21 protein-coding genes are annotated in these 21,349 nt (G+C 48.0%); 7 read left to right on the forward strand and 14 right to left on the reverse strand.

Annotated features, from left to right (window positions below):
- The first annotated feature begins 29 nt into the window (after nt 1-29).
- Nucleotides 30-1,406 carry a PTS galactitol transporter subunit IIC gene (locus ACYQ2L_RS07580; RefSeq protein WP_460053556.1) on the forward strand — a complete coding sequence of 459 codons (1,377 nt, stop codon included), beginning with the start codon at nt 30-32 and terminating at the stop codon, nt 1,404-1,406.
- A gap of 49 nt (nt 1,407-1,455) precedes the next feature.
- Here the strand turns inward: ACYQ2L_RS07580 and ACYQ2L_RS07585 are convergent, their stop codons facing one another.
- Nucleotides 1,456-2,307: a ribonuclease D gene (locus ACYQ2L_RS07585; protein ID WP_460053558.1), complete on the reverse strand. Its 852-nt coding sequence runs from the start codon at nt 2,305-2,307 to the stop codon at nt 1,456-1,458.
- A gap of 86 nt (nt 2,308-2,393) precedes the next feature.
- Between ACYQ2L_RS07585 and ACYQ2L_RS07590 the strand changes: the two genes are divergently transcribed.
- Nucleotides 2,394-2,639, forward strand: coding sequence for an RNA recognition motif domain-containing protein (locus ACYQ2L_RS07590; RefSeq protein WP_460053559.1), 246 nt, complete (start codon nt 2,394-2,396; stop codon nt 2,637-2,639).
- Nucleotides 2,640-2,702: 63 nt separating this feature from the next.
- On the opposite strand, the gene ACYQ2L_RS07595 is transcribed toward ACYQ2L_RS07590, so the two are convergent.
- Nucleotides 2,703-4,076 (reverse strand): chloride channel protein, encoded by a 1,374-nt coding sequence (locus ACYQ2L_RS07595; protein ID WP_460053560.1) that lies wholly within the window; start codon nt 4,074-4,076, stop codon nt 2,703-2,705.
- 108 nt (nt 4,077-4,184) lie between these two features.
- On the opposite strand from ACYQ2L_RS07595, the gene ACYQ2L_RS07600 reads away from it, so the two are divergent.
- Nucleotides 4,185-5,039 carry a glycoside hydrolase family 16 protein gene (locus ACYQ2L_RS07600; protein WP_460053562.1) on the forward strand — a complete coding sequence of 285 codons (855 nt, stop codon included), beginning with the start codon at nt 4,185-4,187 and terminating at the stop codon, nt 5,037-5,039.
- A 39-nt stretch (nt 5,040-5,078) separates the two neighbouring features.
- On the opposite strand, the gene cimA is transcribed toward ACYQ2L_RS07600, so the two are convergent.
- The gene (gene cimA, locus ACYQ2L_RS07605; RefSeq protein WP_460053564.1) at nt 5,079-6,674 is read right to left on the reverse strand and encodes a citramalate synthase; all 1,596 of its coding nucleotides are present in this window, start codon (nt 6,672-6,674) and stop codon (nt 5,079-5,081) included.
- Nucleotides 6,675-6,796: 122 nt separating this feature from the next.
- Here cimA and ACYQ2L_RS07610 point away from each other — a divergent pair, with 122 nt between their 5' ends.
- Nucleotides 6,797-8,203 carry a dihydrolipoyl dehydrogenase gene (locus ACYQ2L_RS07610; RefSeq protein WP_460053565.1) on the forward strand — a complete coding sequence of 469 codons (1,407 nt, stop codon included), beginning with the start codon at nt 6,797-6,799 and terminating at the stop codon, nt 8,201-8,203.
- Here ACYQ2L_RS07610 and ACYQ2L_RS07615 read toward each other — a convergent pair whose 3' ends face one another.
- Nucleotides 8,204-8,806: a TetR/AcrR family transcriptional regulator gene (locus ACYQ2L_RS07615; protein ID WP_460053567.1), complete on the reverse strand. Its 603-nt coding sequence runs from the start codon at nt 8,804-8,806 to the stop codon at nt 8,204-8,206.
- 138 nt (nt 8,807-8,944) lie between these two features.
- Here ACYQ2L_RS07615 and ACYQ2L_RS07620 point away from each other — a divergent pair, with 138 nt between their 5' ends.
- Nucleotides 8,945-9,541 carry an iron-containing alcohol dehydrogenase gene (locus ACYQ2L_RS07620; protein WP_460053569.1) on the forward strand — a complete coding sequence of 199 codons (597 nt, stop codon included), beginning with the start codon at nt 8,945-8,947 and terminating at the stop codon, nt 9,539-9,541.
- A 35-nt stretch (nt 9,542-9,576) separates the two neighbouring features.
- Here the strand turns inward: ACYQ2L_RS07620 and ACYQ2L_RS07625 are convergent, their stop codons facing one another.
- Genes ACYQ2L_RS07625 through ACYQ2L_RS07635 form a run of 3 tightly spaced genes read right to left on the reverse strand, consistent with a single transcriptional unit; the run spans nt 9,577 to nt 12,624 of the window.
- Nucleotides 9,577-10,437 (reverse strand): carbohydrate ABC transporter permease, encoded by an 861-nt coding sequence (locus tag ACYQ2L_RS07625; protein ID WP_460053570.1) that lies wholly within the window; start codon nt 10,435-10,437, stop codon nt 9,577-9,579.
- Nucleotides 10,434-11,327, reverse strand: a complete 894-nt coding sequence (locus tag ACYQ2L_RS07630; RefSeq protein WP_460053572.1) for a carbohydrate ABC transporter permease — start codon at nt 11,325-11,327, stop codon at nt 10,434-10,436. The genes ACYQ2L_RS07625 and ACYQ2L_RS07630 overlap by 4 nt, the downstream gene beginning before the upstream one ends.
- A gap of 16 nt (nt 11,328-11,343) precedes the next feature.
- The gene (locus ACYQ2L_RS07635; protein ID WP_460053574.1) at nt 11,344-12,624 is read right to left on the reverse strand and encodes an extracellular solute-binding protein; all 1,281 of its coding nucleotides are present in this window, start codon (nt 12,622-12,624) and stop codon (nt 11,344-11,346) included.
- A gap of 77 nt (nt 12,625-12,701) precedes the next feature.
- Between ACYQ2L_RS07635 and ACYQ2L_RS07640 the strand changes: the two genes are divergently transcribed.
- Nucleotides 12,702-13,589, forward strand: coding sequence for a 1-acyl-sn-glycerol-3-phosphate acyltransferase (locus tag ACYQ2L_RS07640; RefSeq protein ID WP_460053576.1), 888 nt, complete (start codon nt 12,702-12,704; stop codon nt 13,587-13,589).
- A 16-nt stretch (nt 13,590-13,605) separates the two neighbouring features.
- Here ACYQ2L_RS07640 and ACYQ2L_RS07645 read toward each other — a convergent pair whose 3' ends face one another.
- The 7 genes from ACYQ2L_RS07645 to coaBC all read right to left on the reverse strand — a co-directional run bounded on the left by ACYQ2L_RS07645 (nt 13,606) and on the right by coaBC (nt 19,089).
- Nucleotides 13,606-14,637 (reverse strand): TraB/GumN family protein, encoded by a 1,032-nt coding sequence (locus ACYQ2L_RS07645; protein ID WP_460053577.1) that lies wholly within the window; start codon nt 14,635-14,637, stop codon nt 13,606-13,608.
- Nucleotides 14,638-14,730: 93 nt separating this feature from the next.
- Nucleotides 14,731-15,222, reverse strand: a complete 492-nt coding sequence (locus ACYQ2L_RS07650; protein WP_460053578.1) for a DUF6036 family nucleotidyltransferase — start codon at nt 15,220-15,222, stop codon at nt 14,731-14,733.
- The gene (locus ACYQ2L_RS07655; RefSeq protein ID WP_460053580.1) at nt 15,203-15,400 is read right to left on the reverse strand and encodes a hypothetical protein; all 198 of its coding nucleotides are present in this window, start codon (nt 15,398-15,400) and stop codon (nt 15,203-15,205) included. The genes ACYQ2L_RS07650 and ACYQ2L_RS07655 overlap by 20 nt, the downstream gene beginning before the upstream one ends.
- Before the next feature lie 204 nt (nt 15,401-15,604).
- The gene (locus ACYQ2L_RS07660) at nt 15,605-15,838 is read right to left on the reverse strand and encodes a DUF2442 domain-containing protein (RefSeq protein WP_460053581.1); all 234 of its coding nucleotides are present in this window, start codon (nt 15,836-15,838) and stop codon (nt 15,605-15,607) included.
- A gap of 15 nt (nt 15,839-15,853) precedes the next feature.
- Nucleotides 15,854-15,976 carry a DUF4160 domain-containing protein gene (locus ACYQ2L_RS07665; protein WP_460053583.1) on the reverse strand — a complete coding sequence of 41 codons (123 nt, stop codon included), beginning with the start codon at nt 15,974-15,976 and terminating at the stop codon, nt 15,854-15,856.
- A gap of 210 nt (nt 15,977-16,186) precedes the next feature.
- Nucleotides 16,187-16,363, reverse strand: a complete 177-nt coding sequence (locus ACYQ2L_RS07670; protein WP_460053585.1) for a hypothetical protein — start codon at nt 16,361-16,363, stop codon at nt 16,187-16,189.
- A 1,460-nt stretch (nt 16,364-17,823) separates the two neighbouring features.
- The gene (gene coaBC / locus ACYQ2L_RS07675) at nt 17,824-19,089 is read right to left on the reverse strand and encodes a bifunctional phosphopantothenoylcysteine decarboxylase/phosphopantothenate--cysteine ligase CoaBC (RefSeq protein WP_460053587.1); all 1,266 of its coding nucleotides are present in this window, start codon (nt 19,087-19,089) and stop codon (nt 17,824-17,826) included.
- Nucleotides 19,090-19,267: 178 nt separating this feature from the next.
- Here coaBC and ACYQ2L_RS07680 point away from each other — a divergent pair, with 178 nt between their 5' ends.
- Nucleotides 19,268-21,343 (forward strand): cation:proton antiporter domain-containing protein, encoded by a 2,076-nt coding sequence (locus ACYQ2L_RS07680; RefSeq protein ID WP_460053589.1) that lies wholly within the window; start codon nt 19,268-19,270, stop codon nt 21,341-21,343.
- The last annotated feature ends 6 nt before the right edge of the window (nt 21,344-21,349 follow it).

Below are 21,349 nucleotides of genomic sequence, written 5' to 3' on the forward strand. Positions count from 1 at the left end.
AACAGGACTTAATTGTATAGACTCTGCAGATGCAGACAATAATCAGCGCCGTAGAGTATATTCTATCCTTCCAGGCATATACCATGCTTCCCTTATTCATTTTCATTCTCGCTCTTGTACTTGGTATACGGCTAAGTCGTGCTTTTCTGGCCAGCATTACCATTGCGGTAGGTTTTGTCGGCATATTTATGGTCTTTGATTTTTTCGTTCTGGCCCTGGCCCCTGCCATAGAAGCCCTCGCGCTGCGAACCGGTCTTGAATACCCGGCCCTTGATGTTGGATGGCCACCCCTTGCTGCAATTACCTGGGCATACCCATTGGCGGCAGTCCTGATTCCTCTGATCCTTGTGGTAAATATAATCATGTTGACTGCTGGCTGGACCAAAACGGTAAATATAGATCTGTGGAATTTCTGGCACTTTATTTTTATGGCGGCTCTTGTCTACCAGGTAAGCGGCAGTACTACTGCTGCAATTGCATTTGCCCTGATAGCTGAAATAATCACCCTGAAGCTTGCTGACGGTGCCCGCAAACAACTGACTGATTTCGGCAGTCCGGCTGGGGTAACCATCTCCACATTGTCGGCACTGACTTATTACCCCATCGGTCTGGCAGGAAACAAACTGATTGACATGATCCCATGGATCAGAAATCTGAATGCAGATCCCGACGCAATCCGGAAAAAAATAGGAATCCTTGGAGAACCAATGATAATCGGTTTTATAATCGGAATTCTCCTGGGAATATCCGGGGGCTACGAACTCCGTAATCTGCTTGAGCTGGCAGTCAAAATCGCCGCTGTTGTAGCTATTCTTCCCAAGATGGCAGGTATGCTCGGAGAAGGACTCATGATTGTATCCGACGGGATGACTGCATTCCTTGCAAAGCGTCTACCGGGCCTGAAGGATGCCGCAATCGGATTGGATGTAGCCGTTATTGTAGGCAAAACATCCGTCATCGTATCCGGAATTATCCTGATTCCAATAGCCCTGGTGCTGGCTCTGATTCTGCCTGGAATGCGCTTTCTGCCCATAGGCGATCTTGCCAACATGATGGGTATGATAGCAATGATCACAGTGGCCTGCAGGGGTAATGTAATTCGCTCGGTGCTGATTGGAATACCCTGTCTGGTCGGTATTCTGTACACTGCCGGGGCCATTGCCCCCATGCTGACAGAGCTGGCAGCAGAGGTGAACTTTACCGTTCCCGGTTACAGCGGTGAGATCACCAGTTTTCTGGACGGAGGAAATCTGCTTAGAATCTTTCTGCTCGGGCTTGCAGGACTCAACATATGGGCCCTGGCCGCTATCCCTTTTGTCTCAGCCTTGTTCTGGCTGAGCTGGAGAATTCTTAAAAATGAAGCAGTCGAGAACGCAACCGACATATCAAGTGAAGACCATGACTGAATTATAGAATATCTGCAACTCGAGAACCTGCGATTTACTCCTGGCACTATTAGCTGAGCATTTGTCTTAACCTGTTGATCAGCTGCTCATAAGCCGTCCTGGGCATATTTCTTGAAGGTTGCGCATTCAGCACATCATATTGACCGCAGACCAGAGCAAATAATCCATTATTAGGAAACACGGTATTTGGAGGAAGATTAACCTGGCTTGCTACCTGCTCGCGTTCCCTGTAGAGCTTTTCAAGCAGATTCTGCTGATGCGGCTTCAGCTTTTTAAAACGCCCGCTGCGGAGCATACCCGGTTTACGATCGGTTACCGGAACGCCATCCTGAAGCCGTGAGTTTTCCTCGGAGTACTGCTCCATCAGTCCCTTCTTCTCCAGCTGCAGAAAAAGCTCTCGTCGCAGACAATAAAGATGCCGTACATCATCGATAGCATACTGCAGAGCTTCCGGGTGAATTGGCCGGCGTGTCCAGTTATATTGCTGAAAACGCTTTTTACCCCGCTCCGGGGTGATTCCAAGCACTGTTTCAAGTACAGCACCCAGACCCTGTTTATTGAATTCAAGCAAATCTACAGCAGGCCGGAGGTCAATCAGATTGTTCATGAGGATTGAATGATTCTTGTAGAGCAACACACGGTCACTGGCACTGTCGTAGGTAATTTTTTCCAGACTTCTGTCCTCAAAAAAATCCTTGATCAATTCGATTGAAACGCCCTGCGGATCGATCGCAGCGGCCTCTTTTCCGTCAAACACCTGGAGCAGACAAAAGTGTTCACCATATATATGCAGATTGAATTCTGCCTCGATGTCCACCGCAACTGCCGTACTATCTTCAGGAAGAGACGCCCTCCAGGCACGGAAATCGGTATCGTTTGATATATATCGAAATGAATGCATGCAGCATAATATCAGGCAACAGGATCATCCGCAATAAGCACAGAGCACTATATCAATTTACTGAAGAATCAGATAATATAGCTCGCATGAATATTCTCGTACGCAACCTGCCTCGCAATATAAGCGAGACAGAACTCAGGAATTTGTTTTCTCCCTTCGGCACAATAAGCTCACTGAACATTGTAATGGATACAGCCACTGGCAAGTCGAAAGGCTTTGGCTTCGTTGAAATGCCCGATATTACCGAGGCAAAAAAGGCAGTTCACTCACTGAACGGAAAGAAAATCGGTGGACAGGGAATTCGGGTAAAATCAACCCTGAAAAGAAACTAGCCAGTGCAGGCATGTCAGTACAGCAGCTGTCCTGACATGCCTGCCTTCATTCCTTGAGGCTGCCTATGTTTCATCGGGATTTTCATTGTCAGTTCCGTTCTCAACAATCTCGAGTATATTATGCTGTATCGGAACCTGCTTTTCATAAATATTCCATCGTTGGGAAAATATATAGCCGAACATTGAAACCCACAGAAACGGGACCAGAAGTGTAAAGGTTCGGGTCATTTCCGCAACGATTATAACCGTGGAAAATGGTGCATTGGCTGCCCCGGCGAAAAATGCAACCATGCCAAGCAGAACAAATACTATTGCTGGAATTGTGGTGGCAGGGAACATGTAGGCATATGCAGCCCCGATAAGCCCGCCCAGGGTCGCTCCGATAAAGAGTGAGGGCCCGAAAATCCCTCCTGAGCCGCCTGACCCAATTGAGAACGATGTGGTGATTACCTTGGCGAAAAGTACAACCAGCAACATGAGCAATGCGATGTCACCGTTAATAATTCTCTGCAGATGAAATGATCCCTCGCCAAAGGCTTCCGGAATCATAATCGCCACCAGTCCTGTCAGAACCCCGCCAATGGCAGGCTTGATGTATGCCGGCAAGCTGATCCTGCTAAAAAGATCGCGGATGCCATAAAAAACCTTGACAAAAATTATGGCTGCCAGTGCTGAGAGCAGACCAATTATTGTATAGGGTATGAGATGTAGTAGAGAAAACTGGTAGCTGAATTCCGGAACGACAATTACCGGCATGAATCCGAAAAACAGGGCATATATCCCATAACTGACTGAAGATGCTATAACTGCAGGAACCAGCACCCGACCATCATAATGGGTATCCGAATGCAGAATCTCTGCAGCAAAAATAGCACCTGCCAGTGGAGCCCGGAAAATTGCGGCTATACCAGCAGCCATACCGGCAAGCATAATTTCCTTTCGATAAGCCCTGAAATAACTGACTCTGGTACAGATAAAGGATCCGAAACCTGCACCAATCTGGGCTATAGGGCCTTCTTTTCCCCCTGAGCCCCCTGACCCGAGGGTAATAGCCGAGGCTATCATTTTCACGATACTGACCCGGAGCTGGACCTCTCCCTGTTTATGGTGGTAGGCATGAATTACCTCGTCGGTTCCGTGCCCAGCCGCTTCAGGTGCGAAACGGGTAACTATAAGCCCGGTTACCAGACCTCCAAGACCAGCGATCACCGGAAAGAGCCAGATACGAAGGCTCGGAGTCTCCCACAAAAGGCTGACCCGCCTGATACCCTGTACAATTTTTATCTCGGTGTACCCCGTCAGACCTTCCATTAAGTAGATATTCAGAAACGACAGCAACTGCTGAAACACTATAGCACCAATACCTGCCACCAGTCCCACACTCATATATAACAGCAGCAATGCAACAGTTTTCCGATGATTAATTACAGTTTTCATTGGGGGATAATATGCACTATTTCACCGGAAAACAAGTGGCGACATGCAGAAATCAGCGTATTGACAGCAATGTGTACAGACTGAAAATTCAATGCTACACTGCTTGGTATGTTTTCAAAACCAACCAACAAGATAGTAAGTAATGTTCGTGCAGGAAGTTTTCTGATCCTGCTTATTGTGACTCTCTGGATTCTAGGCTCATGTGCAACAGAGGTAATACCGGAATACGATGGCTATGTCCTGGATTGGTATGATAATTTTTCCGGCCGAGAAATCAACAGGGATATCTGGCGCCATTCAATCGGTGGAGGCACTTCAGGAAACAATGAGCTGCAGAACTACACCAACGAACCCAAAAACTCACGGATTGAGAATGGTGTTCTGGTTCTCGAGGCACATCAGGAATGGCGCGGCGGCTGGCCGTATACCAGCGCCCGGCTCATGACCCTGGATCGCAAGGAAATGCTCTACGGCCGGATCGAGGTCCGAGCCAGACTTCCACAGGGAGTCGGCAGCTGGCCGGCGATCTGGATGATGCCAGTCGACAGACGTGGATACGGTGTTGGATGGCCGGATTCAGGAGAAATAGATATTATGGAGCACGTCGGTCATGATCCTGGTAGAATACATTTCTCGATTCATACAGCTGCCTATAATCATCCTTCGGGAACACACAAAACCGGAACTATAATGCTTCCTGATGCCAGTGAAGAGTTTTATACCTATGGCATCGAATGGACGCCGGATAAAATCCGCTGGTATATAGATGACGACCAGACTGTATTCGTATATGAAAACGACCATACCGATTACTGGACCTGGCCTTTCGACAAACCATTCTATCTGATACTGAACATTGCAGTCGGCGGCAACTGGGGCGGAGCACAGGGAATAGACAGAGACAGCATGCCCTGGCGCATGGAGGTTGACTGGGTGCGGGTCTACCGTCCTGCCGATGAATAATCGGCAGATTTCAAGAGATCAACCCCACTACGCTCCGGACTATGAGTTTTCTACTTCATCGTAGTGGTTATTGTAGTAATACTCGAATGAGTCAACGAGGGCTTCCCAGGAAGCCTCGATTATATTTTCATTCACACCGACTGTAGTCCAGTCTTCGATACCGTTGGAAGAGGTGATAAAAACCCGTACCTTGGCTCCTGATGCCGACTCCGGGTTCAGAACACGGACCCGGTAGTCTATCAATCGAAGCTGATCCAGAAAGGGATAATGCGGCTCAAGCCCGTCCCTGAGGGCCCTGTCGAGGGTCTGAACCGGACCGATACCTACCGCAGCCCCCATGACCTCTCGCTGCTGATCCTCAAGAAACATCCGGCCGACTGTTTTCGACTGTGCATCACCGGTTTTATAGGATTCCAGATGGTAGTTTTTCAGGAGTACCAAGGGTCTGTATAATTCCAGGACCCTTCTCAGGATAAGGTCAAAACTACCCTCAGCAGCTTCATACTCATAACCCTGGTTCTCTTTCTCCTTGAGCACCCTGATCAGTTCAGACACCCTGTGATCACTCTTGTCAAAACTTCCATATTTTTTCAGTTTTTCTACAATAGTTGATTTCCCGGCCAGCTCGGACAGTATAATCTGTCTGCTGTTTCCAACAAGAGCTCCATCTACATGCTCCATAAGTTCCGGAGCTTTCAGTATAACATCTGCATGCTGCCCGGCTTTATGGCTGAATGCGGCAACACCGACATAGGGCTGACGTTTGTCAGGAATTATATTCGCTTTTTCTGCAACAAAACGGGAGATGGTAGTCAGGGTCTCCAGGCGGGAAGCCGCATTGATTTTCCTGGCCATTTTAAGGCTGAGGTTCGGCATTATTACACAGAGGTTTGCATTTCCACAACGCTCACCCCAGCCGTTGATCGTTCCCTGAATGTGCACAGCTCCTGCGTCAACTGCAGCAAGGCTGTTCGCCACCGCCGTTCCACAATCATTGTGAAAATGACCTCCAAGTGAAGCAAGACTCTGCGTGCCAAGGCTGCAGTATATCTCTGAAACTTCCGAAGGGAGGGTACCTCCATTGGTGTCGCACAGGCAAAGGACATCTGCGCCGGCATCGCTGGCTGTTTTAAGCACTGACAGCGCATAATCTGGATCATCCTTGTATCCATCGAAAAAATGCTCCAGATCAAAAAGCACTTCCCTGCCCTCTGCCTTCAGATAGCTGATAGAATCATGAATCATTGCCAGATTCTCTTCAGGACTTGTATTGAGCACATGATCGACATGAGCTTTCCAGGTTTTGCCGACAACAACCACAGTAGGCGTTTCCGCCTCTACAAGTGCACGTATATGGGCATCATTACGTGCCTTTCCGAATGGACGCCTGGTACTGCCAAATGCCACAATCCTTGAGTGCTTGAACTGCATGCGTTTACACTGTTCGAAAAAAGCAGCTTCCTTCTCATTGGCGAGTGGAAATCCGCCTTCTATATAATCAATACCCAACTCATCCAGGACCCTGGCTATCTCAAGTTTATCTTCCAGACTATAATTGATTTCGATCCCCTGCATTCCATCCCGAAGACTCGTATCCAAAATCAATACAGGTTCTGAAACATCAGTTTTGTTCACACGGTCCTCCTCATTCCTGCTGGAAACATATCACAGAACATGTATTTTACGCGACCCTCAGGTAGCTGTCCTCAAGTGAAGTCGGAGTGACGTTAGGAGCATTTTAAACTACCTTATAAAGTATGAGAGAAATAAATACAGATGTTGCAATTATCGGAGCAGGTACAGCCGGCCTAACCGCCCATTCGGCTGCAATCAGGAATGGAGCCTCGGTTCAGCTCATCGAGGGTGGGAATTATGGGACAACCTGTGCCAGTGTAGGTTGCATGCCGAGCAAATTGCTGATTGCTGCGGCTGATGCTGCACATGGAATCAACAAGGCATCAGAATTCGGTATTTCTGCAGAGTCACATATAGATGGAAAAAAACTTATGGACCGTGTACGCAGCATGCGTGATCAGTTCACTGGCGGCGTGGTCAAAATGACTGAAAATATTCCTGAGGACCAGCGCTTGATCGGCTACGCAGAATTCGAAGACTCCAACACTCTTGTTGTTGGCGGTCATACCAGAGTACATGCCGGATCTATTATTATTGCCAGCGGATCCCGGCCAGCTCGTTTATCGATGTTCGAAGACCTCGGTGACCGACTGGTTTTCAATGACGATATTTTCGAGTGGGAAAGCCTGCCGAAGTCTGTTGCTGTCTTTGGCCCTGGTATAATAGGGCTGGAACTTGGTCAGGCACTACACCGTCTGGGAGTACGCATAAGAATGTTTGGTGTTCAAGGACTGCTCGGCCCCTTGACGGATCCCGAGGTAAAAAGTAATGCGGAGCAGATTTTCGGCTCGGAGTTCCCTCTGGATACGGATGCAAGGGTTGAATCAGTCCATAGGGACGGAGATGACGTAATAATTTCATTTTTCGCCAGATCATCTGACGGAAATCTTGAGAAATCACCACGTGAAGAACGTTTTTCATATGTGCTGGCTGCTACCGGACGAGTCCCGAATCTTGAAAACCTGAATCTGGATAAAAGCGGGCTGGAATTGGACTCCAGGGGGATTCCTGTCTATGATCCGAAAACCATGCAATGCGGGACTTCCAGTATTTTTATTGCGGGGGACGTAAATAGTTCAAAGCCCTTGCTGCACGAAGCTTCACATGAAGGTAAAACTGCCGGAAAAAACGCTGCTCTATTTCCTGACGTCCAGTCAGTTCAACGGTACACGCCGTTGAGTATTGTCTTCACTGATCCGCAGATTGCAATTGTCGGCAATTCCCACAGTACTCTACCGGATTCAGCAACTGCAGGATCTCACGACTGGAGTACTGATCCTCGCGCCAGAATGATGGCCACAGACCGCGGCTTGCTGAAGGTTTATGGTGACAAGGTGGACGGTCGTTTGCTCGGGGCAGAAATACTCGGCCCGCATGCTGAAAACCTTGCCCATCTGCTATCCTGGTGTGTGGAACAGAAAATGACTGTCGATGAAATGCTGGACAAGCCTTACTACCATCCCGTATATGAGGAAGGGCTGAAAAAGGCTCTACAGGACCTATCCAGGCAAATTACGGCAGAGGATTGATTATTGAGTCTTCCGTCTGGCTACGTACTGGTTCCGGGTGATTATGGTCTGCAGCATCCTTCCCATTTCTTCTTTCGTATAGGGGGCGTCACTTTCAACCCAGTAGAACACAAGACCGGTTAATCCAGCCGTTGTAAAACGAGAAATCACATCCAGAGGCAGCAGATAGGTATTTACCCGCTGATACATTTTCAACAGATTGGTAATATAATCCTGCACAGCATTATAAATCATGAAATAGGCCATGGAATCCTTATTGCTGCGCAGGGTATCACGGAGATGCTGACGATGACGGCTCACGTATGCGATTGCTCGTTCTGCTGCAGATAGGTATAAGGTACGCGATGGAAGTCCTTCACCCGGAACCAGATCATTACCATTAATCTCATCGCTTATATCCTTCAGGATGTCATGAAATAAATGATATTTGTCCTGATAATGAGTATAGAAAGTCGTCCTGTGAACCATAGCCCTGGAACAGATATCCTGAACCCGTACGTCTTCAAGGCGTTGATTCCACAATAGCTCCTGCAGTGCCCGTTTGAGATACATCCGGGACCGCAGTATCCGAATGTCCTGATTTTTCTTGTCCATATTACCCATCTGCCCTCTCCTGAGATTATCGACATTTTTCGACACTTGTACAGTTAGCCGACAGTCATACCTTTTTGTCCAGTGAAATGATTTTACATAAAATTCATAAGCAGCTACAGTACTTGTATAGATTGCAGGGAGGATCATATGCACAGGTTCAGCATGAATAACGGAAACAACATCCAACGAATCAAAGAAATTCCTGATAAGCTCCGCTCCTGGAATTTCCCGGTACTGATAGAAGGTGCCGGTTCTATCTTTCAACTTCCGGAGTATATTCGCATCCATGGTCAGCGTATTATGCTGATCATTACAGACCGGATTCAACTTGAACTGGGAATTCTGGAGGAATTACTATCAGGACTACTGAATCAGGGAATAAGCTGTTATGTATATCCGGATACCGACAGGGAAGCAACAATCAATAATGTTGAGGAAGCGGCTGAACTGTACAGATATTCCAACTGCGAGGGCATTATTGCCTTTGGAGGAGAATCCTGCATGAGCTGCGGCAAGGCCGTAACTGCACGAATTTCACAACCGCTTACACCCTTCCTCCGCCTGCTGCGAAAACCAGGCTTACTTCGGCGCAAGGTTCCGTTCTACACTGTCCCCACGGGAATCTGCTCCGGCAGTGAAACCTCTTCCGTGGCAATTGTTACTGATCCGGAAACCGGCACAATATACAGGCTGACGGATCACACTCTGATCCCGAATGCAGCTGTACTTGATGCCAGTCTATAGATTAGCCGGAAAACATCACATTGATACTTGCTAAATCACCGTGGGCTGCTGCTGGCAAAGCCTTGTACGATCAGGCGCTGGAATATCATTGCCGCCGCAAGAAGCGGCAGTAGCGTCAGCAGAATTCCTGCTGCGACCCAGCTCCACTGCAGCTGGAATGCCTTGCTTAAGGTCATAATTGCTACCGGCGCGGTTCGCACTGCAGCTGATCCCAGACTCACGGTATTAGCAAGCATAAACTCTCCCCATGAACCAAGGAATACCAATATACCTGCGGCTACCATGCCAGGAGCCGCAACGGGCAATATGACAGAAAACAGAGTTCTCAAACTCCCTGCACCATCAATTCTTGCAGCATCTTCCAGTTCAAAGGGAACTGTATGGAAGTAACTGGCAATAAGATAGCTTGCCAGCGGAATGCCGTATGCCATGTTGGGCAGTATCATGGCAGCATACGTCTGCAGCAAACCCAATGAGCGCAAAATCAGAAATGTGGGCGCAATAACCGCAATTGGCGGAACCATACCGGCAAGCTGAAGAACTAGTAAACTATGCATATGCCAGCGGAATCGCAGGCGGGCAATTGCATAGGCTGCCATCGTGGATAAACACAAGGTTAGCAGCATGGCACTGGAAGAAACAATCATGCTGTTCACGATAGCCCGCTGTATTTCAAATCGCGGTCCGAGAACGGTCTGAAAATTCTCTATGGTCGGCCGGGCTGACCAGTATTCCACGGGGATGCGGTACTCTGTTCCTGCAGGTTTGATTGAAGTTATTACTATCCACGCCAATGGCCCCAGTGTCCACAATCCAACGATTAGCAGAATGGTAATTGTCCGCAGTACCTGCAGTAATTCCCCTGGTTTTCTGTATCGATCTCTGTTGCGTTTCATGCCTGCATCCTGAACTCAAAACGGGATGCGGTCCGGCGTATGAGAGGAATTCCAAGCAGGGCTACCAGAAGGAATGTCAGAATAGAGTAAGCGGAGGCACGTCCGTACTGGGCATAGCGAAAAAATGCAGTGTAGGCAAAAGTACTCAAGGTATCAGTAGCTGTCCCGGGGCCACCACCGGTCAAACCATAGACAATGTCAAACACACGTAAGGCATCCTGGCTACGATACAGTAGTGCAACAAAAACCGTCGGCATAAGAAGCGGCATTGTGATGCGGAAAAAACGGCGAATGGACCCAGCGCCATCAATTTTTGCGGCTTCATGATATTCGAAAGGTATCATTGCCAACCCACCCATGAAAAAGAATGCAGCAATACTGGCACCTTTCCAGCTGTATACCAGAGCCAGGCTCGCCATGGCTGGGACAGCCTCAGCCAGGAAAAGCGGCGCTTCCTGTACAATACCCATACGAACGAGAAGATCTGCAATCGGTCCGACATCAGAATTCAGCAGCCAGCGCCACATTGCCGCCTGAATTACGGGAGGTATTGCCCATGGAACCAGAATCATGCTGCGCAGTAGCCAGCGGGTTTTGGGATGAACTGCAAAACTGGCTTGTGCCAGCAGCATTCCAATACAGAGATCCAGAAAAACCACCACCGTGGTAAAGCCAAGAGTGAACATGAGAACCTGCACCAACTGAGGGTCACTGACTGCACGTAGATACTGCTGCAGTCCAACAAAAGCCTGCACGGTCAGCTCGGTACTGAACTCAAGATCAAACAGTGAGAATACCGCGTTCTGCAGCAGGGGAAGATAATAGAACACCGCTACTGCAAGGAATGCCGGGAGCACCAACAGCAGCCCATGCACATTAGCCTGCTTCATTCCTCTCATAACAGACCTATCGGTCTTCAAGCGCCTGGGCCCGTCTGTTCAGGGAACTCAAAGCGTCTGTTGCAGATCGAGTGCCGGTAATTGCGGAATGCAGCTCCTGCAACATAATATCCGAGAACTCAGCGTAGTTCCGACTTGGTGGACGATTGAGCGCTTTCTGCAGCACTGGCTCAAGTCGATTCACATTTGGATTGTACTCCTGCACCCGGGGATCATCGTAGAGACCCACGGCATGCTGTACCGGTCCCCAGGCCAGTGCAAAGCCCTTCTGAACCTGAGGTCCGGCCATCACCTCCAGAACCTTGGCTGCTGCGTCCAGCTGTTCACTGTAGGGATTAGCAGCAAAACCGAACCCTCCGGTTATCGCTACTGAGCGTCCACCTGGATTGGCCGGAAACGGAATAAACTCCCAGACTCCGACAACCCCGGATCGCTCGGGATCATCCAGCCAGGTTATAATGTCATGATTATCCCAACTGAAAATTGCATCGCCCGCAACAAAACGCTGCCGTGACTCAAGACGGTTCCAGCTTGTCAGCCCACGGGGAGACCAGCCATTTGCAATACTGTCTATCATAAACTGCAGGGCTTTTGCACCCGCAGGTGAGTCCAGGGCATAACGTCCCTCGGCATCGTTGTATTCTCCTCCAAAGGCGTACAACAAGGTGGCGAAAAACATATTCAGGGATTCCTCACGCTCACCCGGCCAGAGCAAACCAGCCAGCTCCGGCTGTTCAGCGCGAATACCCACAATTATTTCAATCATATCATCGACAGTTGCAGGAGGGGCATACCCGTATTCCTCCAGCAGATCACTGCGGTAATACAGGCCGGCAACACCGCCCCAAAACGGCACCGCCAGATAATCATCCTCATACGAAAAAATTTCCAGACCAGCTGTGCTGATTTGTTGATCAAGTCCCGGAACAAGATCATTCAAGGGTTCCGCCCAGCCGGCGCGCCCGAACTGGCTGACCCAGGGAACATCAATGCCGTAGATATCCACTGTCTGATCCCTGCTGGACATCCAGATAATCAATGAATCAAGCATATCCTGCGGCATTACCTGGTACTCAAGATTGATCTCCGGGTAACGTTCGGCTAACTCTGCCTGAATTACTTCGATCGGTGCAGGTGCATCAGTAAATGAATCAGATAGGAAGGAGTTATAACCAAGAGTAACATTAACACCTTCCTCATTGGATGACCTGGTGCATGCTGACAGCAGTAGAATAACAACAGACAGAATTACGACCAGCCGGATCTGTGAATTAAATCTCTTTTTCATTGCAGTTCCTCACGTGAATTGATTACTTTTAAGGTAGTAAAATAAACCGCGTCCGTGGAGGAAGATTGCTAAAAAACATGACAAGTGTTGCACCGATCCTGTACGGCCGGATCCAGCGCTTTACTCGTACCGTGAAAATCAATTTTATCGAGTCCTACCAGTTTCTGAACCTCACTTCGACTGTGCTGAAGGTAGTCCTTGCCCCGGCAGTCCTTGCAGGAAGTCTTCGCCTGTCGGTGCAGTTATACCGCCTGGACGACCGCGTTCGGGCCCGGGGATTTCGAAGTGCATTGATCTGGATACTACACAGATACTATGCCCCCAGCCAGACCTCCCCTGTGCCTGAATCAGTAAAGCAGGGCCCGCTCCTGGTACTCTGTAATCATCCCGGTCTGGGGGATTTTCTGGCTCTGCTGGAGATGCTACCCCGCAGTGATGTACGGGTAATAGTCAAACAACGGGAACTCCTGGCAGACAAAACGCATCTTCTCGCTCATTGCATCATTATGAATGATTCGATTGCATCAAAGGCACAGGCACTGCAGGCGGGAATCCGTCATTTGCAGAAAGGGGGAATGCTGGCAGTATTTCCAGCCGGCGAGATAGAGGATGAACCAGGAAACAGAACAGAAACAGTCAGAGAGGCTGGTAATTCCGGCTTGAAACCATGGATCCCGGTTGCCGACAGCATCGCCCGGCGCTGCATGCGTGCTGGTATTCCACTGACTATTCTGCCGGCAGCAATCGACAATGTGTATCATGTACCCTGGTTTCTGCGGCCCTGGGTCAACAAGGCAGAAGATGCTGCAACCCGCAGCGGCAGGGCTGCCATAATCACCATGATCACCCCGCGAAACAGAAATAAAAGTATTAGAGTTAATTTCCTTGAACCGATGAAGATTTCCGTGAGTGATGGCACGCTTACCGAAACCATCCGGAAACAGATCTCGGATCAGTTATACTGAAGTAGATGCTTCCTATCTACTGAAGACTACAGTCATAGCTCAGCCGGTGTACTGTATACCCCGCATCTTCGAGCAGGGAGATTAAACCCTGCTCACCTGGGAAGTGAGCAGCACCAACAGCAACGAAGTACTGCTGCTCGTCGCGGATCATAGCTTCAATCTGTGGAAGCCACATATGATTGCGATATTCAATCAGGATATGGAAATACTCCTTGATAGCATGTTCGTAGGCATCGATGTCATTGATACCTACCGGCTCATCGAGAAGCCATAGCAAGTCATCGATTAATTCATGAAGCATGTCTATGTCCCCGGAAATCCACGCATCAAACAGTGTCCGGGAAACAATCCCGGAATGTGACAGAAGATCGCCTGAAGAATCAGCAATATCCAGATATTCCTTCATGTAATCAATAGCGATCTCCCGGTATATGTCAGTCCCATCAAATAACTGAAACAATAGTTCATAGTACTCAATGCGCTGCGTAGGCCCTTCGAGCGACAGAATAACCTTGTGATCATTAACTGCCTTAACAGCAAAATAATGTTCAATTCCGAGTTCGAATTTTGAATCGCCAGCAGGTTCCTGATCGTTTTCCATCAATAACCAGGCTAAAGCCCAGGGCTTATACATATAAAAATACCATCCCTGCCATGATTCATCTGCAGCAAAGTATTCAGCAAGAGCATCGTATAGATAATCAGGAATATCATGAAATATTGAGCGGGGCCTTCCCCAATACCGGCCATATTCATACAGTAATTCATAAACCCCAAGCATATATTGATAGGCTTCTTCATCAGAATACTGATGAGCCTCAAAAACCACAACATCTGCATTTTCATACGCAGTTTCAACCAGAGGATGCAGCGGATACATTTCAGGTATACCATAATGAATGGACCCAAGCAGAAAAAGCTCATTACTGCCATCGCTGACAAGCCAGGCAGCTGGAGTGCTATAGCTGATTTCAGATGTACATGCTGACACAGCGGCGAGCAGACAGAAAAAGAGCAGTAAAAGTCTACTCGGCGCCATAGATCTCATCTTTCCTCCTCCTGAGAGCAAAAATCCTGCGGTTTCTTTGTTTGTAGTTTTAGCAGGATTTCCGTGTGTTTCGCTGGTTTTTCCTGGGTTTTTTCATAGTTGAGCACCACCCGGTTTCTTCAGCTTTCCAAGTTCTTCAGCATCTGCGAGATCTTTCAATCGTTCCGATGCTTTTTTGCTTTGCAGTAAATCTTTTCGAGATATAATGTTCAGCTTCGTGCCTTCGAAATCGACTCGTTCAACACGCTTGAAAATTTCGTCGTTTGAAATACCTTTCAGCATTGTAATAAAGTCTATCCTGTTGGGTTCTACGCCAATATGAATAGCAGAACCTTCTTTTGTAAAATATTCTTCCGGTATTCCCGCGTCCCCGAATCCAAATTCTGTCAGAACTTTCATTACCCTTGAGGCATTCTCTTCAGATGGAAAAAGAAGAAAATCAATGTCATGTGTGGTTCGAACATAGCCATAGTAAATAACGGCAAAATCGCCAACCAAGGCGTATTGAACCTGGTGTTTTTCGAACAGCTCGATTATGTCCTTCATATCCTTGGTAAAAACCATGTTACCAAGGAACCTTTTCAAAAGAAACTACACGAGACATTGCCTGATGAGTCCATTTTTCACCCCAACAGCGTTCCTGAAGGATGGCGAACTCATGAATCCGATCTTGCGGAGACTGCTCAGACCTGCGCTGGTATTCCGCTTCTGCTTCTTCTGCAAAAGATGAATATATTTTGACTGTCTTGGTTTGCTGTTCCATCTCAGTGAGTATACTTCTCTATCAGCGAAAACTCAACGCGGATTCCATTCGGGCATAAAAAAAACGGTATGCCTGGACGAAAGTTTTTTGGCAGGGATCAGCTAAATTCCTACACAGTTGACACTTAGCCGAAAGTGTTCATGCAGCTTTGGCAGGATTTCCGTGTGTTTGGCAGGTTTTTCCGGGGATTTTCTACAGGTTTTCTCATAGTTGGGCTTTGCTGTACACGAACTCAGGATCCAGATCGACACCAGCATCCCACTCGATAGTATCAAAGGCAACTTTCACCTGCCTGAAAGCAGTTTCATCTCTCAGTCGCTTAAAAAGCCCAAAATCGAGATAGGGCTTCATATCCAGGGTTCCTTGTTCTCCGTTATCAAATGTGACGGATAAAACATAGTCTGATTTCGGTTCAACTTTGTTTACTGATGGAAACATACTCACAATCCTCCGTTACTGCAGTGGTTGAATCTTGAATGGTTCTTCCCCATTCATAACCAGATTCCAGTCTGCCATAAGCTCTTCCTGGTGCAGCTCTGCCCACGCAAGCACGAGTTTGGTCTGCTTGCTCGGCAAATCCCCCTGGATAATCTCGCTCGTTCGAATATCTACTGTAGCTCAATGCTCACCGTAGTAAACATGAAAATGCGGCGGCGGATGCTCCGCTCCTTGGGAGCATAATACATGCGGACAATTATTCCGTAAAACATGGCAATTGTTGGCATCACAGCACTCCAATATGCTTATTGTACTTCGTTACAGGCGAGAACTCAACGCGATTTCCACTTACGCTGCATACAGGGTATGCCCCTCTTTTATGATGGTTTGTTCAAGCATGGGAAGGCTTCCACGTTCGGCGAGCATGGTCTTGCGAGCATAGCTGCCAAACAGAATGATTTTCTTTGGCGAAGTCAAATTGACAATGGTAGATATTATGTCGGACATTATCTGCTCGCTTACCATAAGGAAAGTATAGTCTGAGGCTTGCTGATGTTCAAGCCGGACAAATGACAAAAAAAGACCCCCGCACAGGGGTCATGACCGACTGCTGTTGGCAAGATGCCGGAGCACCTCAGCCTTGGCAGCAGCCGGGTAGCTGGAACGACCCTGGGTAAAAATTACGCTCAATGCAGTTTGCCTGTCGGACAGGGACAGCTTCTACCCGAATATCATTGAAACGAGAAAACGACTATTAGACGAGGAAATTGCAAAAAGTTCAGACATTTTCCTGATAGATAGGCAACCGAAAATATATTCATAACCCCAAATTACAAAATCCTTTACATCTCAATGAATCCGGTCTCAGCTTTCTCTCGATCAGATAACTTCATTGAATAATAGCGATTTGCATGCTTTCGAAAGCCCTCGCGATTTCCCCGGTAGATTAAGGCTAGCGGTAATAAGAATAACAAATATACTAAGTACTCAGTAAAAACGGCAGATTGTGGGAAATCAACATATTTGGTGATGAAATAAACTCCAAAATTACTGAATATGAAAATGAATATAAAACAAAATATGAAAATAAAAGCAATTTTTGTTGTAATAAAATAACCAATTGTTAATAAAAAAGCTCTAAATGATGACAGTTTGTAAATATTGAAGCCAATTTTTTCCGTGCTGTCCAACATAATATCTCCTATTTCTCAAAATTGATGTATAAATACTTTTGTTAAGAGGAGATTGGCAATTATATTTCAATCTCCTCATGTAAATAGCACAATCAAGGACCGAAAACACCTCCAATAACCGCCCCGGCCGTTCCATACCGACTCAAGTTTTTATCCAGGTTTGTAGTACCCTTTGTGACTTTTTCATATACTGAGACACCAGCTCCAACTGCAAGTCCAATTGCAGCTCCAGCTCCTGCACCCAGAATACCTCCCCCCCCGGAAAAGTCAACAAATAAAATTTTTTAATTTTCATTATCAGTTGAATTTAAAAAAGTCTAATAATGATGATATTACAATCACTACACAGTGGCAAATAATTACCAAAATCTGCTTAGCACCTTGATTGCCCACTACTCATGTAATTAACCCGGCGACTGAAAGTACTTCCTTCCTAACTGACTCTACAAGACCACAGCCTCAAATCGCATCAAATTCTTGCAAATACGATTATTACTAATCACGAGAGGCTACATTGGCATACTCTTAGCTGAGGCATGCGCAGGGCGCCGGAGGCGGTCCCGCAGGGACGGGAGGCGATAGCCGGACCCCGGAGCTCGCCGACCCCGGCATGGAGCATGCAGATAATAAAGCGAAAATGGCGACTACACTGATAATGAAGGTGCCGGGGGCAGCCCCTGCGGCAGGGTTGGCACTCGGGCAAAAAAAAAACGGTATGCCTGGACGTCGGCGCATACCGTTTCACAGGGCGTTGCCGCCCTTAATTACTGTATCGGTGCAAGGCTGGAAAACTTAAACATGTTTTTTGAAATATTCAGAAAAAATCCCTATCGCTATGCCGAGCTTATCGTCCAGGGCGAGATCAACCAGACTGCCGTCAGCATGAACTATACGTACCGCATTGGTATTGTGTTCGAAGCCGACTCCTTCACGGGCGGTGTCATTAGCAACTATCATTTCAGCTGATGCTTTTTTCAGGCGTGCAAATGCATCGTCATAGAGTTCCTGATCGCTTAGACCAGCCTGGGCTCGGAAAGCAATCAGACGTGTTGCCGGAGAACGATTTTTGATTCCGTCGATAATCTTGGGAGTCGGGACAAGATCAACTGAATAACCGCCTGGCTGACTGGTGGAGATTTTTCGTTCCGATTTTTCAGCTGCCTGCCAGTCACCGACAGCGGCAGCGGCAATCAACAGGTCAACCGGAGCAGCAGCAAGTTCCTCATGAACAGCCGACATCATCTCGGCAGCCGTCGAAATACTGCGGACCGATACGGTTTCCGGAGGGCTGACGCTGACTTTGCCTTGTACAAGAATAACCTCAGCTCCAAGGGCTGATGCTACGAGTGCCAGCGCATTACCCATTCTGCCAGTGCTGTTATTGGAAATAATCCGGACAGGATCAAGGTATTCTACGGTGCGCCCCGCAGTAATGAGTACCCGCTTGCCCTTCAGGGGACGTGTGCCCTTGAAATGCAGAAGACTGCGTACCATGGCGACTATGGTCTCGGGACCGGGGATTTTGGCTTTTCCTTCGCTTACCGGAGGTACGAATACGGGTATTCCAGCGTCATTGAGTGACTGGATATTACGGCCGACAATTGCATGACGATACATAGGCTCATGCATGGCAGGCACAATATAGACCGGAATTCCCTGACCAAGGGCTGTTGTGACGACTGTAGTGACTGGAGTGTCGTCAATGCCGACCGCAATCTTGCTGATTGTATTGGCAGTTGCCGGCGCTACCAGCACCAGATCGCAGGGATCGGGTACATTTCCGGCGAGTGCAACATGTTCAATGGCTCCGGTGAGTCGTGTAACAGGTTTGTAACCAGTAGCCCACTCCATAAGATCAGGGGAAATCAGCTCGCAGGCTGCCTGACTCATGACGGGAATAACCTCTGCCCCATGCCTCATGAGTAATCTTGCTATATCCACGCAACGAACCGCTGCCACACTGCCGCAGATCGCAAGTACAATTTTCCTGCCGGCAAGCTGCGAACCAAGTGTTCCAATAATATCCCGGGAGGGATGATTTTCAGGTTCAACAATCATAATCGATCTCCTTCAGATCCAGTAATGTCTATTAAGATTTATACCGGAATGAGCATAAAAAGCCCGGCCAATCGCAGCACGAGAAGCCGATAATCACGAGGTTTTTTCTCCTCATCATTCTCCATATATCACAGTATAGCGAGTTGATATAAAAAGGAAAAGAACGCTACTATATGCTATGACACATCGCATGACATATCTGGTAGTCGAACTGGCCTTGATTCTTTTTGCTGCACATTGGGCCGGAAATATTGCCCGTAAGCTGAAACTTCCCGGTGTACTTGGTGAGATCGCGGCTGGTATTCTGATCGGTCCATATCTGCTTGGTGCCTTGCCTCTGCCGATGCTGCCACATGGAATTTTCCCCCTCTATCCGGGTGAAATTCCTGTTTCACCGGAGCTTTACGGCATTGCTACAATCGCCTCCATAATCCTGCTTTTCCTGAGCGGTCTCGAGACCGATATGAAGCTTTTTCTCCGCTTTGCATTCAAGGGGAGCATAGTTGGCATTGGAGGAATCTTTCTGGCATTTGGAAGCGGGTACCTGATCACTGTACTGTGGATGGGCGGCGGCTGGCTGAATCCCCAGGCTCTTTTCCTGGGGCTGCTCTGTGTACCGACATCGGTTGGTATTACCGCCCGGGTCCTTTCAGAAAATCGGAAACTGGATTCACCGGAAGGAGTAACGATCCTTTCAGCAGCAGTAATCGATGATGTTATAGGCATTATTCTGGTTGCAGTAATTATAGGTATTGCAGGGATTCTTCAGGCTCCCGGCAGTTCAGATTTTAATTGGGGATCGATTCTTGGCATAGCCGGCCAGGCATTCGGTATGTGGCTTGGATTCACTTTCCTCGGCGTGCTTTTTGCAAGACAGATCAGCCGGATGCTGAAGCTGCTGAAGTCTCCTAGTCAGATCGCAGTACTTGCTTTCGGACTGGCTCTACTACTGGCAGGTATATTTGAAGCAGCCGGTCTGGCAATGATTATCGGTGCGTATGTAATGGGACTCTCACTATCCAATACCGATATAAACTACATGCTCCAGGAACAGATGGAACCACTGCAGCGATTCTTCGTTCCGGTTTTCTTCGTCGTCATGGGAATGCTGGTCAACGTCAGGGCATTTGCCAATCCGTCAGTAATCGGTTTTGGTCTGGCTTTTGCAGCTGTCGGAGTTCTCGGTAAGCTCATAGGCAGCGCACTCCCCGCCCGTTTCCTGCGCTTTACCAACATTGGCAGTCTGCGAATCGGTCTTGGCATGGTTCCCCGTGGTGAAGTAGTACTGATAATTGCCGGAATCGGAATAAGTTCAGGAATTCTGTCTCAGGAGCTCTTCGGAATAGGTGTTCTTATGACGCTTGTTTCAACAGTAGTTGCTCCTCCTCTGTTGAGCAAAGCCCTGAATAACCCCGCCAAAGGTACGAGCGGCCATCTGAAAGAAGATAGTTCAGTCAGTACCACATTCGACTTCGGTTCAAGCGGTATTACCGAAGTCCTGAGTTCAGAGATTCTGAAATCATTGCAGACCGAGGACTTTTTTATCCACCTCGGAGATCATCGGGACTACATATATCAGATCAGAAAGGATGATATGTTTCTGTCAATGCAGGTCGGGGAGCGAGGTTTGCAGTTCACCAGTCAGAAATCTGATACGAACTTCATCAACAACCTGGTACACGAGTCGATTGTGAACCTGAGATTTCTGGTAACGCGGCTGCAGAATTTTACCGCTCCACAGGATCTTCAGAGTAAGCTCATGAGCGGTGAGCAGCGGGGAGGCATTGACTGGTATCACTACCTTCAGGTTCCCTCAATCAGCATGAACCTGAAAGCTCGCGAGAAGAAAGACGTTATCCTGGAGCTGCTTGATCTTATTGAAGCTGATGAACCACTGGCACAACGCAGGGATGTCGAAAAGGCAGTCTTTGCCAGAGAAGAAATAATAAGCACCGGCATGCAGCATGGAATTGCCATTCCCCATGCACGCTGCAGTGGTACCGACCGTTTCCGGATTGCCATAGGCCTGGCACCGGACGGAATTGACTTCCAGGCTCTGGATGGAGAGCCAAGCAGAATTTTTTTCCTGATAATCAGCCCGGAACACAATCCCGGTCCGCATCTGCAGATTCTGGCAGAAATCTCTTCGGTTCTGAACCTGGCTGAAGCCCGTGAGAGAATGCTTGGCTGCAGCAGTCGTGCAGATCTTATCCAGACTATGGTTGACTATTCAAAGAAGAAGAAAGATCAATAGATGAAG

It is taken from the genome of Spirochaeta dissipatitropha, assembly GCF_054657935.1.

What these genes read in the sequence shown, in the direction of transcription:
- ACYQ2L_RS07660 (WP_460053581.1), bottom strand. Translation starts at nt 15,838, where the DNA reads ATGTTTCCATCAGTAAACAAAGTTGAACCGAAATCAGACTATGTTTTA.
- ACYQ2L_RS07640 (WP_460053576.1), top strand. Translation starts at nt 12,702, where the DNA reads ATGACAAGTGTTGCACCGATCCTGTACGGCCGGATCCAGCGCTTTACT.
- ACYQ2L_RS07595 (WP_460053560.1), bottom strand. Translation starts at nt 4,076, where the DNA reads ATGAAAACTGTAATTAATCATCGGAAAACTGTTGCATTGCTGCTGTTA.
- ACYQ2L_RS07615 (WP_460053567.1), bottom strand. Translation starts at nt 8,806, where the DNA reads ATGGGTAATATGGACAAGAAAAATCAGGACATTCGGATACTGCGGTCC.
- ACYQ2L_RS07600 (WP_460053562.1), top strand. Translation starts at nt 4,185, where the DNA reads ATGTTTTCAAAACCAACCAACAAGATAGTAAGTAATGTTCGTGCAGGA.
- ACYQ2L_RS07670 (WP_460053585.1), bottom strand. Translation starts at nt 16,363, where the DNA reads ATGGTAAGCGAGCAGATAATGTCCGACATAATATCTACCATTGTCAAT.
- ACYQ2L_RS07610 (WP_460053565.1), top strand. Translation starts at nt 6,797, where the DNA reads ATGAGAGAAATAAATACAGATGTTGCAATTATCGGAGCAGGTACAGCC.
- ACYQ2L_RS07630 (WP_460053572.1), bottom strand. Translation starts at nt 11,327, where the DNA reads ATGAAGCAGGCTAATGTGCATGGGCTGCTGTTGGTGCTCCCGGCATTC.
- ACYQ2L_RS07580 (WP_460053556.1), top strand. Translation starts at nt 30, where the DNA reads ATGCAGACAATAATCAGCGCCGTAGAGTATATTCTATCCTTCCAGGCA.
- ACYQ2L_RS07625 (WP_460053570.1), bottom strand. Translation starts at nt 10,437, where the DNA reads ATGAAACGCAACAGAGATCGATACAGAAAACCAGGGGAATTACTGCAG.
- ACYQ2L_RS07655 (WP_460053580.1), bottom strand. Translation starts at nt 15,400, where the DNA reads ATGGAACAGCAAACCAAGACAGTCAAAATATATTCATCTTTTGCAGAA.
- ACYQ2L_RS07590 (WP_460053559.1), top strand. Translation starts at nt 2,394, where the DNA reads ATGAATATTCTCGTACGCAACCTGCCTCGCAATATAAGCGAGACAGAA.
- ACYQ2L_RS07635 (WP_460053574.1), bottom strand. Translation starts at nt 12,624, where the DNA reads ATGAAAAAGAGATTTAATTCACAGATCCGGCTGGTCGTAATTCTGTCT.
- ACYQ2L_RS07680 (WP_460053589.1), top strand. Translation starts at nt 19,268, where the DNA reads ATGACACATCGCATGACATATCTGGTAGTCGAACTGGCCTTGATTCTT.
- coaBC (WP_460053587.1), bottom strand. Translation starts at nt 19,089, where the DNA reads ATGATTGTTGAACCTGAAAATCATCCCTCCCGGGATATTATTGGAACA.
- ACYQ2L_RS07620 (WP_460053569.1), top strand. Translation starts at nt 8,945, where the DNA reads ATGCACAGGTTCAGCATGAATAACGGAAACAACATCCAACGAATCAAA.
- ACYQ2L_RS07645 (WP_460053577.1), bottom strand. Translation starts at nt 14,637, where the DNA reads ATGAGATCTATGGCGCCGAGTAGACTTTTACTGCTCTTTTTCTGTCTG.
- ACYQ2L_RS07585 (WP_460053558.1), bottom strand. Translation starts at nt 2,307, where the DNA reads ATGCATTCATTTCGATATATATCAAACGATACCGATTTCCGTGCCTGG.